The organism is Kitasatospora putterlickiae (assembly GCF_039527695.1).
GTDB lineage: Bacteria > Actinomycetota > Actinomycetes > Streptomycetales > Streptomycetaceae > Kitasatospora > Kitasatospora putterlickiae.
In genome coordinates this window covers 1-15,904 of record NZ_BAAAKJ010000456.1, presented here as the reverse complement: position 1 = coordinate 15,904, position 15,904 = coordinate 1, and the positions used below count along the sequence as shown (strand labels likewise).

At 73.7% G+C, this 15,904-nt stretch carries 13 protein-coding genes and 2 pseudogenes; 7 read left to right on the top strand and 8 right to left on the bottom strand.

The window, feature by feature from the left end; all coding sequences use genetic code 11:
* Window positions 1-907: pseudogene (locus tag ABD308_RS36660) on the bottom strand (TIGR01777 family oxidoreductase); the annotation flags it as partial.
* A gap of 339 nt (window positions 908-1,246) precedes the next feature.
* Here ABD308_RS36660 and ABD308_RS36655 point away from each other — a divergent pair.
* On the top strand, window positions 1,247-1,933 hold the full coding sequence (locus tag ABD308_RS36655; protein ID WP_344344581.1) for a YoaK family protein: 687 nt from the start codon (window positions 1,247-1,249) through the stop codon (window positions 1,931-1,933).
* Between the two features lie 10 nt (window positions 1,934-1,943).
* Here ABD308_RS36655 and ABD308_RS36650 read toward each other — a convergent pair whose 3' ends face one another.
* From ABD308_RS36650 to ABD308_RS36640, 3 genes are all read right to left on the bottom strand, one after another.
* The gene (locus tag ABD308_RS36650; RefSeq protein WP_344344579.1) at window positions 1,944-2,360 is read right to left on the bottom strand and encodes a hypothetical protein; all 417 of its coding nucleotides are present in this window, start codon (window positions 2,358-2,360) and stop codon (window positions 1,944-1,946) included.
* A 750-nt stretch (window positions 2,361-3,110) separates the two neighbouring features.
* On the bottom strand, window positions 3,111-3,668 hold the full coding sequence (locus ABD308_RS36645; protein ID WP_344344577.1) for a GNAT family N-acetyltransferase: 558 nt from the start codon (window positions 3,666-3,668) through the stop codon (window positions 3,111-3,113).
* Window positions 3,669-3,712: 44 nt separating this feature from the next.
* Window positions 3,713-4,384 carry an Rv1733c family protein gene (locus tag ABD308_RS36640; protein ID WP_344344575.1) on the bottom strand — a complete coding sequence of 224 codons (672 nt, stop codon included), beginning with the start codon at window positions 4,382-4,384 and terminating at the stop codon, window positions 3,713-3,715.
* A gap of 439 nt (window positions 4,385-4,823) precedes the next feature.
* Between ABD308_RS36640 and ABD308_RS36635 the strand changes: the two genes are divergently transcribed.
* The 4 genes from ABD308_RS36635 to ABD308_RS36620 all read left to right on the top strand — a co-directional run bounded on the left by ABD308_RS36635 (window position 4,824) and on the right by ABD308_RS36620 (window position 10,851).
* A complete protein-coding gene (locus tag ABD308_RS36635; protein WP_344344573.1) occupies window positions 4,824-5,348 on the top strand; it encodes a PadR family transcriptional regulator in 525 nt (174 codons plus the stop codon).
* Window positions 5,345-6,058: an ABC transporter ATP-binding protein gene (locus tag ABD308_RS36630; protein ID WP_344344571.1), complete on the top strand. Its 714-nt coding sequence runs from the start codon at window positions 5,345-5,347 to the stop codon at window positions 6,056-6,058. Before ABD308_RS36635 ends, ABD308_RS36630 begins: the two co-directional genes overlap by 4 nt.
* Complete coding sequence (locus ABD308_RS36625; RefSeq protein ID WP_344344569.1) at window positions 6,055-8,289, top strand: FtsX-like permease family protein; 2,235 nt, start codon at window positions 6,055-6,057, stop codon at window positions 8,287-8,289. Before ABD308_RS36630 ends, ABD308_RS36625 begins: the two co-directional genes overlap by 4 nt.
* Before the next feature lie 213 nt (window positions 8,290-8,502).
* The gene (locus tag ABD308_RS36620; protein ID WP_344344567.1) at window positions 8,503-10,851 is read left to right on the top strand and encodes a M9 family metallopeptidase; all 2,349 of its coding nucleotides are present in this window, start codon (window positions 8,503-8,505) and stop codon (window positions 10,849-10,851) included.
* A 60-nt stretch (window positions 10,852-10,911) separates the two neighbouring features.
* Here the strand turns inward: ABD308_RS36620 and ABD308_RS36615 are convergent, their stop codons facing one another.
* Both ABD308_RS36615 and ABD308_RS36610 read right to left on the bottom strand, forming a co-directional pair.
* Entirely contained in the window at window positions 10,912-11,364 is a 453-nt protein-coding gene (locus ABD308_RS36615) for a nucleotide triphosphate diphosphatase NUDT15 (RefSeq protein WP_344344565.1), read from the bottom strand.
* A gap of 37 nt (window positions 11,365-11,401) precedes the next feature.
* Window positions 11,402-12,895: an SDR family NAD(P)-dependent oxidoreductase gene (locus tag ABD308_RS36610; protein ID WP_344344585.1), complete on the bottom strand. Its 1,494-nt coding sequence runs from the start codon at window positions 12,893-12,895 to the stop codon at window positions 11,402-11,404.
* Between the two features lie 321 nt (window positions 12,896-13,216).
* On the opposite strand from ABD308_RS36610, the gene ABD308_RS36605 reads away from it, so the two are divergent.
* Complete coding sequence (locus ABD308_RS36605; RefSeq protein WP_344344563.1) at window positions 13,217-14,656, top strand: GuaB1 family IMP dehydrogenase-related protein; 1,440 nt, start codon at window positions 13,217-13,219, stop codon at window positions 14,654-14,656.
* Window positions 14,657-14,791: 135 nt separating this feature from the next.
* Here the strand turns inward: ABD308_RS36605 and ABD308_RS39840 are convergent.
* Window positions 14,792-15,307: pseudogene (locus ABD308_RS39840) on the bottom strand (DUF5995 family protein); the annotation flags it as partial.
* On the opposite strand from ABD308_RS39840, the gene ABD308_RS36600 reads away from it, so the two are divergent.
* Complete coding sequence (locus ABD308_RS36600; protein ID WP_344344561.1) at window positions 15,243-15,386, top strand: hypothetical protein; 144 nt, start codon at window positions 15,243-15,245, stop codon at window positions 15,384-15,386. The pseudogene ABD308_RS39840 and the gene ABD308_RS36600 sit on opposite strands and share 65 nt — an antisense overlap.
* 143 nt (window positions 15,387-15,529) lie before the next feature.
* Here ABD308_RS36600 and ABD308_RS36595 read toward each other — a convergent pair.
* The coding region (locus ABD308_RS36595; RefSeq protein ID WP_344344559.1) for a SpoIIE family protein phosphatase at window positions 15,530-15,904 on the bottom strand (375 nt) is incomplete at its 5' end.

The following is a 15,904-nucleotide window of genomic DNA, read 5'->3' as shown; positions in this document are numbered from 1 at the left end:
CGCCGCCGGCCAGTGCGGGTGCTCGAAGCCGAACCCGGCCGCCAGCAGCCGGCCCGGCACGACGGCCCGGCTCTTGAGCAGCGCTTCGGTGTCCGAGCGCAGTGCGAACGCGCCCGCCTCCGCCATCCACCGGGTGGCCGGGATTCCCACCGGGATGCCCTTGGCCCGGCGGAGCGTGCGCATGAACTCCCGCTGCGGCAACGGCGCCGGCGCGGGCCAGGTTGACCGGGCCGGTGACGTCCTCCCGGTCGAGCAGGAGGCGGACGGCGCGGACCAGGTCGTGGTCGTGGATCCACGACACGTACTGGGTGCCGCCGCCGACCGGCCCGCCGAGGCCGGTCCGGGCGAGCCGCACCAGCCGGTCGAAGGTGCCGCCGGCGTCCGGGCTCATCACCGGCGCGCAGCGCAGCGCGACCCGGCGGGTCCACGGGGTGGCGGCCGCGGTCTGCTCGTGCTCCCAGTCGCGCGCGATCCGCACGCTGTGGTCCCAGGACGGCGGGGCGCCGGGCTCGCCGCCGCCGATGACGCCGGTGTCCTCGTCGTGCGGGGCGCCGTACGTGTGCGCGTAGATGGTGGCGGTGCTCATCTGCAGCCAGACCCGGGGCGGTTGGTGGGCGCCGGCGACGGCCCGGCCGACGGTCCGGGTGGAGTGCACCCGGGACTCGCGCAGGTCGCGCAGGTTCTGCTGGGTGTGGCGGCAGTCGATGCTGCGGCCCGCGAGGTTGATCACGGCGTCCGCGCCGTCGACCACGCTCGTCCAGCGGCCGAGTGTGCGGCCGTCCCAGTGGATCTCCTGGTCGCGCCGGGGCCGGCGGGTGAGCACCAGGACCTCGTGGCCGTCGGCGGTGAGCGCCCGGTCCAGGATGCGGCCGATGTGCCCGGTCCCCCCGGGCATGACGATTCTCATCGAGACCCCCCTCGGTCGTTCGTCGGTATCCACTCTATCGGGGGTCTGAACGTGTTCAAAGTGTCGAGGGCGGCTTGGGGGGAATGGCTGACCATCACCGGGGTGAGGCGGTGCTCTGGTCTGCGGCCACCGGCTGGGCGGGTGTGCGTTCACCGCGCGGTGGGTGATGAAGCGCCATGCGTTACCCGGCGACCGCCACGCCGATGGCAACGACGCCCTGGAGGTGCGACTGATGGTGGGGCCGTCGCCGTCGGCACTCGCCGTCCGGCCGCCTGTCCGGCTGCCTTTGCGGCCGCCTGTTCGGCCGTCGGGCCGCAGGGCCCGGTTAGGCTGTCGTCGATGCTGACCCGGATGCACGCCGACCCCCGGCACGGCCCACTGGTGCCGATGCTGCTGGTGCTCACCGTGGTCACGGGGCTGGTCGACGCGGTGAGCTACCTCGCGCTCGGGCACGTGTTCGTCGCCAACATGACCGGCAACGTGGTTTTCCTCGGGTTCGCGCTGGCCGGGGCACCGGGGCTGTCGGCGACGGCCTCGCTCGCCGCCCTCGCCGCGTTCCTGGCGGGCGCGTGGGCGGGCGGACGCCTCGCCGAGCGCCGACCCGGCCACCGCGGGCGGCTGCTGGTCGCCACGGCCGTGGTGCAGTCGGTGCTGCTCGCCGCGTGCACGGCCTTCGCGGCGGCCTTCGGCCACGCGGAGGACCCGGTGCGGTACACGCTGATCGGGGTGCTGGGGGCCGCGATGGGGTTGCAGAACGCGGTGGTCCGGGCGCTCAAGGTGCCGGATCTGACGACCACCGTGCTGACCATGACGATCACCGCCCTCGCCGCCGACCGTACCGGTGCCCGCCGGCTCGCCTCCGCCGCCTGGATGTTCGCGGGCGCCCTGCTCGGTGCCGTCCTCGTGCTGCACGCCACCGTCCCGGTCGCCCTCGGCGCCGCCCTCGCCCTCCTCCTGGCCGTCGCCACCCTCACCCATCACGCCTCCCGTCACCCCACCACCCCCTGGCCGCACCCCGCCGCCTGACCGCCCCTCATCACTCCGGGCGCGCCGAGCGTCGGCAAGCGGCGTCGGACGGCTCTCCGTCGTCGAGCCGCTGGAGAACCTGCGCGAAGTCGCCGTCGTCGAGGAGGCCGGCCAGCGCGTGGGTCATGCTGTCGATGCCGGGATCCCGAACGACGAGGCCATCGGAGCACCGGAAGTAGCGGCCACCCAGTGCCTCGCCGGTGCGGGACCACCTCGTCATGATGCGTTCGACCTCGGCAAGGGTGAACATGGTCGCGCTCCAGCGCGAGTTGTCCGCCGTCAGCCGGACCTCGACGTCGATGTTGCAGACGCCGTCCAGAGGCTCGCCCGCGTTGGGCAGGAACGACGCCTCGAAGCGATCGGTTCGAACGCGGTACCAGGGGCCGTCCCATCCCTGCTCGGCGGCGTCGGTCCGGGTGTTGGTCATCTGAGGAGCATGCCGAGCCGACTCGAAGGGGCTCAAGCGCGTTCTCGGGCATCCTTCCGCCTCGTGACCGCGACCCTCGCCCCCGACGAGCTGCCGGATCGGTTACCCCGCCCCGGCCGCCCTACCCATCCCGCTCGCCCCTGCCCGCGCCCCACCCAACCCTGCCCGCCCTCGCTCTGACGGTGCGGCAGTCGAATATGTAGACCGGTCTACTGACCCTCGCCTCGCGCTGGAGCAGGAAGTCGGCCTGGCCGACTTCCCACTCCAGAGCTCCCTGCCCGGGCCATAATCTCTGGACCGGTCTACATATTTTGCACGCCGTGGCAGTCGCGCTGAGGTTGGAGGCAGGGGGCGTGGAGCAGGAAGTCGGCCCAGCGGACTTCCTGTTCCTGGAGCTTCCCGCCCGGGGCATAGTCTGTGGACCGGTCTACATATTTTGCTCGCCCCGGCAGCCAAGTTGAGCCGGGGGCCAGGGGGTGGGGTCGGAGAGTCGGCCCGTCAAGTTGAGCCGGAGGTCGGGGAAGCGGGGTGGGGGAGCCAGCCCGCCAAGCTGAGGCCGCGGCTGTTGCCCCTGGCCGGGGGAGTGGAGTGGAAAGTCGGCCTGGCCGACTTTCTGTGTGCGGGCGGCGGTGCTTGCCCGGGGCGGCGAATCTCTGGACCGGTCTACATATTCGGGTGCGCGGGCGTTGCGGAGGTGGAGCAGGAAGTCGGCCGGGCCGGCTTCCTGCTCCGGCGTGCGGTGACTGCCTTTTACGCTGCCCGGGTGATGCGGAAGGTGTCGAGTTCGGCGCCGTACCAGCGGGTGCTGCGGCCCTGGGGGGTCATGCCGAGGCGGTGGCAGACGGCGGCGGAGCGGGTGTTGCCGGGGCGGACGACGGCGTGGATCTCGGTGAGGCCGTCGGCGAAGCCCTTGGCGAGGGCGCCGCGGGCGGCCTCGGTGGCGTAGCCGTGGCCCCAGGAATCGGGGTGGAGGTGCCAGCCGACCTCGATCTCGCCCTCCCCGCCGCCGTTCCCGCTACCGTCCTCGTCCGGCGACGGCGACGGCGACGGTGACGGCAGCGGCAGGAGCATCACCGAGCCGACCACCACCCCGGTGTCCCGCCGCTCCAGTGCCCACACGCCGTACCGGGGGTCGGCGGAGCGTCCCCGCCAACGGTCGATCATGGCCGGCACCTCGGCGGGCGACTCCAGCGCCCGCGGCGCGGCGCCCAGCCACCGCGCGACCTCCCACCGCGAGTACATGTCGTAGGCGCGCTCGGCGTCGCCGTGCTCCCAGAGACGGGCGGTCAACCGGTCGGTGGTGAACAAGGGTGCTCGCTCCTCGGATCGTGGAAAAGACGTCAGGCGGAGAATCAGTCGTCCTGCGGCTGGTTGGCGCGCCCGGACCAGCGGGGCTCCCAGCGGGCCCAGGACCGTTCCCAGGCCCGGTCCGCCCGCCGGTCCAGGACGCGTAGCCGCAGCGCCAGCGCGCCGCCGATCAGCGCGGCCAGCGTGGCCGAGCCCGCCAGCCCGGTGCAGACGGCCCCGACCACCAGCCCGACGGGCGTGGCCGGCGCGGTGGCGGGCGCGCCGCTCTCGTCGAGCCACAGCACGAGGGTGGAGCCGGTGGCCGTGCCGCGCGGAGCCTCGACGGTGCCGGTGCGGGCGAGGCCGTCGGGGGTCGTCCAGGAGACCGAGGTGTCGGTCCGCTTCTGGTAGCCGCCGCTCCAGCGCCCGACGCCGCTCTCCTCGGTGCGGATCTTGTCGAGGACGGTCGCCTCGGTGCGGTGCAGTCGGACGCGGTCGGCCTCGGCGGTGCGCCCGGTGGCGCGGTAGCCGAGGACGGCGGCGGTGATGACACCGGCCAGGCCGACGGCCAGGGCGAGCCCGGCGATCAGCCAGGCCCGGGCGCGGGCCCGGTCCACGGGGCGGGCGAGCGGTTCGCGGCGCCGGACGCTGTGGCGGCGGCCGAGGGCGAGGCGCAGGTGGCGGCCGGCCCGCCGGCGTGGGGGCGCGATGCGGGCCGAGCGGGGTGAACTGGACACGATGCGTGCTCCTCACGGCTGTTGGCGTGGTTCGGCCCCGTCGGCTCCAAATCTCTCCCGGCACCGGCCCCTCGCACAAGAGCCGGGCGGGCTCGGCGGGTGCGGGTCCTAAGCCCCTAACGGCAGAGCAGGACCGGGACGTTCGGCCCTCGGCCAGCACGGGGTGGAGGGGGCAGGCTGGGCCCTGGCCGCGTTCTCGTGCCGGGGACGCGGAGGCCCGGCCCGCTGTGGGGGCTCGCCGGGCCGCCGTGCAGAGCGGGGGACGGGAGTTGGGGCCGTCCCCCGCTCGCGGCGTTCCCAATCGTTCCCGAACGTACCCACCCGTTCCCGCACATCCCTCCGAGGCCCGCCCCGCCCACCAGCCCCACGTCTCCCCAGCTCAAGCCCGTATTCTCGCCAGCTATACACTCGATGTATACCTCTGGTGTATGTTCCTCCCATGAGTGTTCCCCTGACCCTTCTCGGGCTGCTGGAGCGCGAGCCGAGCCACGGCTACGACCTCAAGCGCGACTACGACACCTTCTTCGGACGCGGCAAACCCCTGCCGTACGGTCAGGTCTACGCCACCCTCGGCCGCCTGGCGCGCGACGGAAAGGTCGTCCCCGGCGAGGCCGAGCCCGGCGACGGCCCCGAGCGCAAGCGCTACGTCATCACCGAGGCCGGCGTGACCGAGTTCGAGCACTGGCTCGCCGAGCCCGTCGCGCCCGAACCCACCCTCCAGTCCGTGCTCTTCACCAAGGTCGTGCTGGCCCTGCTGCTCGGCCGCGACGCCGAGGCCTACCTCGACACCCAGCGCGCCGCCCACCTGCGCCGGATGCGTGAGCTCACCGAGCTGCGCCGCACCGGCCCGCTGGTCGACGCCCTGCTCGCCGACCACGGCCTGTTCCACTTGGAGGCGGACCTGCGCTGGATCGACCTGACCACCGCCCGCCTGGACGCCCTCGCCGCGGAGGTGCGCGCATGACCCCCCTGATCGAGGCCCGCGACGTCGAACTCGCCTTCGGCGAGACCCCGGCCCTGCGCGGCGCGAGCCTGGCAGCCGGGGCCGGTGAGGTACTCGCCGTGATGGGCCCCAGCGGCTCCGGCAAGTCCACCCTGCTGCACTGCCTGGCCGGCATCCTGGTCCCCGACCGGGGCGAGGTGCTCTTCGACGGGAAGCGGATCGACACCCTCGACGAGAACCGGCGCAGCGCCTTAAGGCGGGACCGCTTCGGCTTCGTCTTCCAGTTCGGCCAGCTCGTCCCGGAACTGACCGCCGAGGAGAACATCGCCCTGCCGCTGCTGCTCTCCGGCGTCCGCCGGGCCGCCGCCCTCGCCGACGCCCGCCCGTGGTTCGCCCGGCTCGGCCTCGACGGCCTGGAGCGCCGCCGCTCCGGCGAGCTGTCGGGCGGTCAGGCCCAGCGGGTCGCGCTCGCCCGCGGCCTGGTGACCCGCCCCCGCGTCCTGTTCGCCGACGAGCCGACCGGAGCCCTGGACTCCCTCACCGGCGAACAGGTGATGGAACTGATGGTCGCCGCCGCCCGCGACCAGGGCACCACCGTCGTCCTGGTCACCCACGAGCCCCGGGTCGCCGCCTACGCCGACCGCGAGGCCGTCGTGCGCGACGGCCGCGCCCGGACGCTCTCCACCGGCCACCCGGCCGGCAGCGCTCCGGCGGGGCGGGTCGCCTCGTGATAGCCCTCGCCCTGCGCCTCGCCGTCAGCGGCGGCCGGCAGGCCGTCGCCCGGCTGCTCACCATCGCCGCCGCCGCGGCCGTCGGGGTCGGCCTGCTGCTCTCCACGCTCGCCGCCGTCAACGCCGTCGGCGCCGCCAACGAACGGGTGCTCTGGGCCAACACCGGCGCCGCGAGCCGCACCGAGAGCGCCGACGTCGACCCGCTCTGGTGGCGCGACCACACCCCCGAGTACTACGACGGCCGGGAACTCCTCCTCATCGACGTCGCCGCCACCGGGCCGACCTCGCCCGTCCCGCCGGGCCTGACCAGGCTCCCTGCGGCCGGCGAGTACTACGCCTCGCCCGCCCTGGCGAAGCTGATCCGCGAACGGCCGGCCGACCAGCTGGCCGACCGCTTCCCCGGCCGCCTCGCCGGAGAGATCGGCGACGCGGCGCTCGCCTCCCCGGACTCCCTGGTGCTGGTGAGCGGCCAGGACCCCGGGGCCCTCGCGGCCCGCCCGGGCGCCCGCCAGGTCACCACCATCGCCACCGCCCTCCCCGAGCGGTGCGCGGGCGACTGCCCGGGGGCCGGTACGCGCGGCGACGCGATGACCCTGATCCTCTCGGTGGTCGCCGGAGCCCTGCTCTTCCCCGTGGTGGTCTTCATCGGCACCGCGACCCGCCTCTCCGCCGCCACCCGCGAGCAGCGCTACGCGGCGATGCGCCTGGTCGGGGCGACCCCCCGGCAGATCACCCTGATCGCGGCCGCCGAGTCCACCCTGGCCGCCGCCGTCGGAACCGTGCTCGGCTTCCTGCTGTTCCTGCTGCTGCGCCCGCTGGTGGCGACCGTCCCGTTCACCGGGGACCGCTTCTTCGTCGAGGACCTCATCCTCACCACGCCGCAGGTCCTGGCCGTGCTGCTCGGCGTCCCGCTGGCCGCCGCCGTGGCCGCCCGGCTCGCGCTGCGCCGGGTGACCGTCTCCCCGCTCGGCGTCAGCCGCCGGGCCACCCCCGAGCCGCCGACGGCCTGGCGGCTGGCACCGCTGCTGGGCGGACTCGCCGAGCTCGCCTGGTTCGTCGGCCGGCGCCCGGAGACCACCAACGGCCAGACCGCCGCCTACCTCACCGGCTTCCTGGTGATCATGCTCGGCCTGGTGATCGCCGGCCCCTGGTTGACCATGGCCGCCGCCCGCGCGGTCGCCGCCCGGACCGGCCGCCCGGCCACCCTGATCGCCGTCCGGCGGCTGGCCGACGACCCCAGGGCAGGGTTCCGCTCGGTGGCCGGCCTGGTCCTGGCGCTCTTCGTGACCACCGCGACGGTCGCCATCATCGGCACCATCGACACCAACCGGGGCACGCTCAGCGGCGATCCGCAGACCCGGACCGCCGTGGAGCTCGGCGCCATGGGCGACGAGCCGCCGATGGCCGTCAGCGTCCCGGAGCCGGTCCTCGCCGAGCTGCGCGCCGTCCCCGGCTTCGAGGGCCTCGCGCTCGCCCACGCCAATCCGGACGGCCTGGGCCACGACCCGGCCGACCCGGGCGACCGGTGGGCACCGCTGCTGACGGTCTGTACGGACCTCGCGCAGGTCCCGGTGGTCGGCCACTGCGCCCCGGGTGCCGCCGTCGCGGCCGTCCCGGCGTACGGCTTCCTCAGCCTCACGACCCGGCAGGCCACCCAGTGGCCGTCCGCGCCGATCACCGCCGAGGCGGCGGCCGGGCTGCCGGTGCAGTCGATCTACGTGACCACGGACGGGTCGACGGCCGCCAGGGAACGCGTCCGCACCATCCTCAGCCGGGCCTTCCCCGACCAGCACGCCCGGATGGTCCAGGACTGGGGCTCCGCCCAGCAGAAGCAGCTCGCCGGCTGGCGGCAGCTGGCCGACGTCGTCCTGCTCACCACCCTGCCGATCGCCGGGTGCAGCCTGGCGGTCAGCGTGGTCGCCGGACTCTCCGACCGGCGCCGGCCGTTCGCGATGCTCCGGCTCACCGGGGCGCCGCTGCGCCTGCTCCAGCGGGTGGTCGGCCTGGAGAGCACGCTGCCGCTGCTGGTGGTGTCGGTGATCGCGATCGGGACCGGTTTCGGCGCGGCGGCGATGTTCCTCAAGTCGCAGATGCACTACGACCTGGTCTCACCGGGCGCGGCGTTCTTCGCGCTGGTGCTGCTCGGGCTGGCGGCCTCGCTCGGGATCATCGCCTCGACGCTGCCGCTGCTCAAGCGGATCACCGGCCCGGAGGCCGCCCGCAACGGCTGACCTCCCGACACCGATCCGCCCGAACCCAGCCCCCGGTCTCCGGGTGCTGGGTTCGCCGGGTTGTGAAAATGTCTTCCGAAAGTTGTGTGACATGTGCAATGGTACATGTCACCTCCCCACCGTATGACGGACACCACACAACCCCGTCGCCATCGGTCCTCACCCCCACTGGCCGCACCCCAAGGCGGCCGAACCAGGCCCGGAGGCCCCCACGTGACTCACGCACGCCTGTTGCGACTCCAGCAACTGGCACGATTCCTGACGCTCGTCATGGCGCTCGCCCTGACGTTCGGCCTGTTCGCCCCGCGCGGCCAGGCCGCCACCGTCGCCCCGTCCCCCTCGACGGGCGACACCGCCACCGCCACCGACCGCGGCGGCGAACTCCCGCCGCCCGGCGCCGACAGCGACCTCGCGTCGTCCTCGGAGCCCGGTCACGGCACGGCGTCCAATCAGCGGAACACCGCCCCCGAGCGGCTCGCCTTCCAGGACTCCGACGCGGCTCCGGCCAAGGCCCCCGCGCCCTCCGCCAAGTCGTTCGGCCTGGGCGCCGAGTCCGCCGACCAGGACGCCGCCGACGCCGCCGCCTGCAACCCGGCGTCCTTCGCCCGGACCGGCGCGGCCCTGGTCCGCCTCGTCAAGGCGGCGAGCTACGACTGCGTCGACGGGCTGTTCCGGATCCCGACCGAGTACGCAGCCGGCGCCTTCCGCGAGTCCCAGATGCTCACGGTCATCGAGGCGCTGCGCGAGAGCGCCCGCACGTACCAGGGCAACGACGGCGACCACATCTCGCAGCTGATGTACTACGTGCAGGCTGGCTACTCGGTGCAGTGGACCAAGGCGGACGTCGTCGGCTCGTACGACAAGCTGCCGGCCAAGATCAACGAGGCCGTCCACACCTTCTTCGCCAACCCCCGCTCGCTCGACCCCACCACGGCCAACGCCGTCCCGCTGGAGCGCGCCACCGTGCTGGCCGACGTGCCCCGCGAGCCCGGTGACTACGTCGACGTCATCAAGCGGGTCCTGAACGCCTACCAGCCCGAGGTCTGGGACAAGGCCAACCTGCTGCGGGCGGTCAACCCGGTCACCCTGGTGCTGTACCGGGGCGTCAACTCCAAGGACCCGAAGTTCCGGGCGGCCGTCCTGGCCGATCCGGGCGTCGTCGACGCGCTGAACGGCTTCATCCTCCGCGCCAAGGGCCACCTGCTGGACCGCGACCGCAACAACTCCCTCACCGTCAACAACGCGATCGACGAGCTGACCCGGCTGACGGCCATCGGGGAGATCGCCCCGCAGTCCCGCGCGGCGGTGAAGAACCTGGTCGACACCTCCGGCGGCGTCACCGGGCCGAACTGGCCCCAGCGCGCCTCCGCCGTGGCCTCCATCCAGAAGTTCGACCAGGCCAACTGCGGCTACTACGGCACCTGCGACGACCCGCAGCGGTTCAAGGACGCCTACCTGCCGGTCCGGCACACCTGCAGCCCGACCCTGCGCATCCTCGGCCAGGAGCTGACCGCGGCCCAGCTGGCCACCGCCTGCACCAGCCTGAACGGCCAGGACGTCTTCTTCCACGGCGTGTCCCGGGACAAGGGCCCGGTCGCCGACGACAACAACGCGGCCCTGGAGGTCGTCGCCTTCGACTCCGACGTCCAGTACGTCGCGCTCGGCCGGGCGATCTTCGACACCGACACCAACAACGGCGGCATCTACCTGGAGGGCGAGCCCGCCAAGGCCGGCAACCAGGCCCGCTTCCTCGCCTACGAGGAGCCCTCGCGGGCCGGCGGCTACGAGATCCGCAACCTCAACCACGAGTACACCCACTACCTCGACGCCCGCTTCAACCTCTGGGGCGACTTCCGTCAGGGCGACGCGGGCAAGCTGGTCTGGTGGACCGAGGGCCTCGCCGAGGTCGTCGCCACCTCCTACCAGAAGCAGGTCAACCAGGCCGCCATCGACTCGGCGGCCCGCCACAGCTACCGGCTGAGCGAGCTCTTCGACACCGCCTACGGCGACCAGAACCGCGTCTACCAGTGGGGCTACCTGGCCGTCCGCTACATGCTGGAGCAGCACCGCTCCGACGTCGACGCGCTGCTCGCCAAGTGGCGCGCCGGTGACTGGGAGGGCTCCCGCGCCATCACGACCGGCATCGGCACCCGCTACGACGCCGACTTCGACGGCTGGCTGAGCCGTTGCGCCGCCGGCGCCTGCGCGACCGTCCCGGAGTTCCCGCAGTTCAAGGCGTGCGAGAGCGGCGACACCCGCCAGCTCGACAAGAACTGCGTGCGCACCGGCGTCTCGGCGACCACCGGCAACCTCGCGTACTTCTACGTCAACGTGCCGGCCGGGGCCAAGCAGATCAAGGTGACCAGCGCCGGAGGCAGCGGCAACGCCGACCTCTACTACCACTGGGGCGGCTGGGCGTACCCCAACTCGTACGTCACGCGGTCGGCGGGGCCGGACAACTCCGAGACCCTGACCATCACCAACCCGCCCGCCGGGTACGTGTTCTTCAGCCTGTACGCCCAGCAGGACTTCAAGGGCGTCACCGTCACCAGCGAGTTCTGACCGGAACCCTGACAGCGCATCCGTGAGGAGAGGTGAGACCCGTCCCGCCCGGGGCGGGTCTCACCCGTTGACGGGGTACGCGTGCGTCCCGGGCCGCAGCGCGCCGTCCAGCTCCCGGCGCCAGCTGGCGAGCACCAGCCCGGACGGGTAGAACATCGGCTCCGGCAGCGCGTCCAGCGCCACCCGTTCCCAGCCGCCGCACGCATGCGGCTCCAGGACGACGGCGGGCGCCAGGCTCGGCGGGGCGAGCACCGCGGCGGTCAGCCGGGGGCGGCCCAGCTCGTGGTCGAGCAGCACCGCGAGCACCCGCATCTCCTCGGCGGGCAGCACGATCCCGGCCTCCTCGGCCAGCTCGCGGGCCGCCGTCCGCTCGAAGGACTCGCCGGGGTCGACCTTGCCGCCGGGCAGGCTCCAGGTCGGCGGCTCGCCCGCGGTGGTGCGGCGGCCGATCAGCACCCGGCCGTCCCCGGTGGGCACGATCACGCCGGCGCCGAGCAGCGGTGCGGTGGTCATGGCGGTTCCTCCGTCGGAAAGGGGGCCGGGCCGAGGGCTACCAGGCGGCGCGCTCGAAGTCCTTCAGGAAGCAGCCGTACAGGTCCTCGCCCTGCTCGCCGCGGACGATCGGGTCGTAGACCCGGGCCGCGCCGTCGACCAGGTCGAGCGGGGCGTGGAAGCCCTCGTCGGCCAGCCGCATCTTGTCCGGGTGCGGGCGCTCGTCGGTGATCCAGCCGGTGTCGACGGCGGTCATCAGGATGCCGTCGTTCTGGAACATCTCCTGCGCGCTGGTGCGGGTGAGCATGTTCAGCGCGGCCTTGGCCATGTTGGTGTGCGGGTGGCCGGCGCCCTTGTAGCCGCGCTGGAACACGCCCTCCATCGCCGAGACGTTGACCACGTACTTGCGCCGGGACGCCGAGGCGGCCATCGCCGGGCGCAGCCGGCTGATCAGGATGAACGGCGCGGTGGAGTTGCACAGCTGGACCTCCAGCAGCTCCACCGGGCCGACCTCGCTGACGGTCTGCACCCAGCTGTTGGTGTCCGCGAGGTCGGGCACCAGGCCGCCGGCGTCGATCGCGGTGCCGGCCTGGATCCGCTCGGGCGTCGCCGAGCCGGTGACCAGGGCGAGCGAGGTGACCTCCTCGGCGGAGATCCGCTCGTCGCCGCCGGAGGCCTGGTGCGGCAGGGCGGGCAGGTCGACGCTGCCGCTGCCGAACCGGCCGATGGTGGTGGACTGCGGCAGCTCGCCGGCCGGCAGCGGGGCGGACTCGGCGGCGATCAGCTCGCGGTAGGACTCCGGCGGTCGGCGCACGGTCTGCGCGGCGTTGTTGATCAGGATGTCCAGCGGGCCGTCCGCGGCGACCTCGTCGGCCAGCGCCATCACCTGGGCCGGGTCGCGCAGGTCGATGCCGACGACCTTCAGCCGGTGCAGCCACTGGGCGCTGTCCGGCATCGAGGTGAAGCGGCGGATCGCGTCGTTGGGGAAGCGGGTGGTGATGGTGGTGTGGGCGCCGTCGCGCAGCAGCATCAGCGCGATGTACATGCCGATCTTGGCCCGGCCGCCGGTCAGCAGCGCGCGCTTGCCGGTGAGGTCGGCGCGGGCGTCCCGGCGGGCCCGGTTCTTGAGCGCGCAGTTCTGGCAGAGGTTGTGGTAGAACGCGTCGACCTCGACGTACCGCTGCTTGCAGACGTAGCAGGAGCGGGGGCGCTCCAGGATCCCGGCGATCTCGGCGGTGGTGACGGTGGTCAGACCGAACGCGCCGGCCGTCTCGTCGTCGATCCGGGTCGGGGCGCCGGTCGCGGTGCGCGCGGTGACCTCGCGGTCGTTGGCGGTCTTGCGGGCCCGGGTCTCCTGGCGGCGGCGCTGCTTCAGGGTGCGGAATATGCCGCCGACGGCCTTGCGGACGGTGATCGCGTCCGGGTGGTCGACGTCCAGTTCGTCCAGCTCGGCCAGCACCTCCAGGCAGAGCCTGAGCCGCTCCGGGTCGAGGCCGGGACCGTGGTCGGTCTCCTCGGCGGCCTCGGTCCCCGTGCCGTTGTCCTGCTCCATGTCCACGCCCGCCGCCGTCATGCCCTTTGCCGCTTTCCCGCTCGCCTCGCCGATCACGGCGTTCGCCGCGTTTACCGCGTGAATGCTACGGGAGCGGCCCCGGCCAGGGCGAAAAGCGGAGTATTTGGAGGATCCTCCAGGTCTACGCGCGGAGGTTCGATCATGGCTTGTGTACAGCGCCAGCAATCGTGGTCGAACTGGCTTTTGGCGAACGGCTCCCGGAGAATCGAACGTCGGGTGCAGGGGCGCCCGAGTGCGCCCTGCGGCCGTGCCGCACCCGCACCCGAGGTGTATCTCCTCCCAGCCAGAGAGCCCCGTTTCATGCGCTTCCTGAACGACCTCATGCCCTCGTACGACCTCACGTACGACGACGTCTTCATGGTCCCCAGTCGATCCGCCGTGGGCTCCCGCCAGGGTGTCGACCTCTCCTCCAACGATGGCACCGGCACCACCATCCCGCTGGTCGTCGCCAACATGACCGCCATCGCCGGCCGCCGGATGGCCGAGACCGTCGCCCGCCGCGGCGGCCTGGTCGCCATTCCCCAGGACATCCCGACCGAGGTCATCGCCGAGGTCGTCGGCTGGGTCAAGCGGCGCCACCTGGTGCACGACACGGCCATCACCCTCGACCCCGGCGCCACCGTCGCCGAGGCGCTCTCGCTGCTGCCCAAGCGCGCCCACGGCGCGCTGGTGGTGGTCGAGGACGGCCGGCCGGTCGGCGTCGTCACCGACTCCGACTGCCAGGGCGTCGACCGCTTCACCTCGCTCTCCGAGGTGATGTCCCGCGAACTGCTGCTGCTCGACGAGGACGTCGACCCGCGCGACGCCTTCGACAAGCTGAGCGAGGGGCACCGCAGGCTCGCGCCCGTGGTGGACCGCGAGGGCCGCTTGGTCGGCATCCTGACCCGCAAGAACGCGCTGCGCGCCACCCTCTACACCCCGGCCGTGGACGCCGCCGGCGGGCTGCGGATCGCCGCCACCGTCGGCATCAACGGCGACGTCGCGGGCAAGGCCAAGGCCCTGCTGGAGGCGGGCGCCGACGCGCTGGTGGTGGACACCGCGCACGGCCACCAGGAGTCGATGATCACCGCGCTGCGGGCCGTGCGCGGCCTGGACCCGCAGGTCCCGGTGGTCGCGGGCAACGTGGTCTCGGCGGCGGGCGTGCGCGACCTGGTCGAGGCGGGCGCCGACATCCTGAAGGTCGGCGTCGGCCCGGGCGCGATGTGCACCACCCGGATGATGACCGGCGTCGGCCGACCGCAGTTCTCGGCCGTTCTGGAGTGCGCCGCAGAGGCCCGCCGGCTGGGCCGGCACGTCTGGGCGGACGGCGGCGTGCGGCACCCGCGCGACGTCGCCATGGCGCTGGCCGCCGGCGCGTCCAACGTGATGATCGGCTCCTGGTTCGCCGGCACCTACGAGTCGCCCGGGGACCTGCAGACCACCGCCGACGGCCGGCAGTACAAGGAGTCCTTCGGCATGGCCTCCAAGCGGGCCGTGGGCAACCGCACCGCGCAGGACTCCTCGTACGACCGGGCCCGCAAGGCGCTGTTCGAGGAGGGCATCTCGCACTCGCGGATGTTCCTCGACCCGGCCCGCCCGGGCGTCGAGGACCTCATCGACTCCATCGTCGCGGGCGTGCGCAGCTCCTGCACCTACGCGGGCGCGGCCACCCTGGAGGAGTTCCACGAGAAGGCCGTGGTCGGCATCCAGAGCGCGGCCGGCTACGCCGAGGGCAAGCCGCTGCACTCCAGCTGGGCCTGAGCCCGCCCGCGCACGGCGGCCGGCCCGCTCCCCACGGCGGGGAGCGGGCCGCNNCGCGCCGTCCAGCGCGGTGCCGAAGGCCGCGGCCGCCGAGGGGCGCTCGCGCAGCTCCCAGAGCACCCGCACCGAGCCCCAGGCGGCGTCCCGGGCGGTGTCGACCGACCAGGCGCCGAGCCGGTGGGTGAGCGGCTCGAACCGCTCCAGCACGTCCGGCCCCGGCATCAGCTGCTCCCGGACGGCCGCCTCCACCGCCGCCAGCAGGTCGTTGATCCGCCGGTAGTCGCCCGCGAGGTCCTCCGGCTCGCGGCCCAGCCGCCGGCAGGTGTCGACGACGGCGAGCGGCAGGTCGTGCTGGATGTGGGCGGCCATCCCGGCCAGCGCGAACTGGACCGGGTGCACCTCCGGACGCGCGCGCAGCTCGAACAGCGGCCGCCAGCAGGCCGGCGGGCGACGCCCGGCCCCGACCGCGTCCACGGCCAGCAGGTAGCGCCCGGCGAACACCGTGTCGAGCACCGCCACCGCGGCCGGGTCCGCGAACGCGCCCAGCCGGGCCCGGACGGTCTCCGTGACGGTCAGGTACATCCGGTTGAACACCGCGACCCCGTCGGCGGGCGGCAGCCCGGCCCCGATCGCCCGCAGCCGGCGGACCACCGCGTCGATCCCGTGCACCGCCGCCGCCCTCGTGGACACCCTGACCATCCGTCACCCTCCGGCGCCGTCCGTGCGCTGATCGCATCATCGTGGCACGCCGGGGAGGTGAAACCTCAGCTCAACGCGTGGCCGTCAGCTCAAGCACCCCTCGACGAAGGCCCCGCACGGCCGGCCCGTACCGACCGCGTCCACACCTTCGCCCGCCGCACCGGCAACGGCCGCTCAGCGCTCCCAGCGGATCGCCAGGGCCGCGGCGTCGTCGGCGAGGCCGGTGGGGGAGACCCAGGCGGCGAGGTCGGCGAGCAGGGCGTCCAGCAGGTCCTCCGGGGTGGCGGCGGGCAGCCGGGGGAGGCGGGCGGCGAGGGGGTAGAAGACGTCCGCCGCGTCGCGGGCCTCGGAGACGCCGTCGGTGTAGAGGAGCAGCAGGTCGCCGGGGCCCGGGGCGAGGGGCTCGGCGCGGTAGCCGCCGTCGCCGACCAGGCCGAGCAGGCCCAGCGGCGGGGCGTGCCGGGCCGGGGCGAGTTCGGTGACGCGGCGGCCGGCGCCCTCGGCGTGGCGCAGCAGGGGGTGCGGGTGGCCGCAGTTCACCAGCCCGGC

Excerpts from the sequence above, each read along its gene's own strand:
- ABD308_RS36635 (WP_344344573.1), top strand. The coding sequence starts at position 4,824 with ATGAGTGTTCCCCTGACCCTTCTCGGGCTGCTGGAGCGCGAGCCGAGC.
- ABD308_RS36630 (WP_344344571.1), top strand. The coding sequence starts at position 5,345 with ATGACCCCCCTGATCGAGGCCCGCGACGTCGAACTCGCCTTCGGCGAG.
- ABD308_RS36610 (WP_344344585.1), bottom strand. The coding sequence starts at position 12,895 with ATGGAGCAGGACAACGGCACGGGGACCGAGGCCGCCGAGGAGACCGAC.
- ABD308_RS36605 (WP_344344563.1), top strand. The coding sequence starts at position 13,217 with ATGCGCTTCCTGAACGACCTCATGCCCTCGTACGACCTCACGTACGAC.
- ABD308_RS36655 (WP_344344581.1), top strand. The coding sequence starts at position 1,247 with ATGCTGACCCGGATGCACGCCGACCCCCGGCACGGCCCACTGGTGCCG.
- ABD308_RS36615 (WP_344344565.1), bottom strand. The coding sequence starts at position 11,364 with ATGACCACCGCACCGCTGCTCGGCGCCGGCGTGATCGTGCCCACCGGG.
- ABD308_RS36650 (WP_344344579.1), bottom strand. The coding sequence starts at position 2,360 with ATGACCAACACCCGGACCGACGCCGCCGAGCAGGGATGGGACGGCCCC.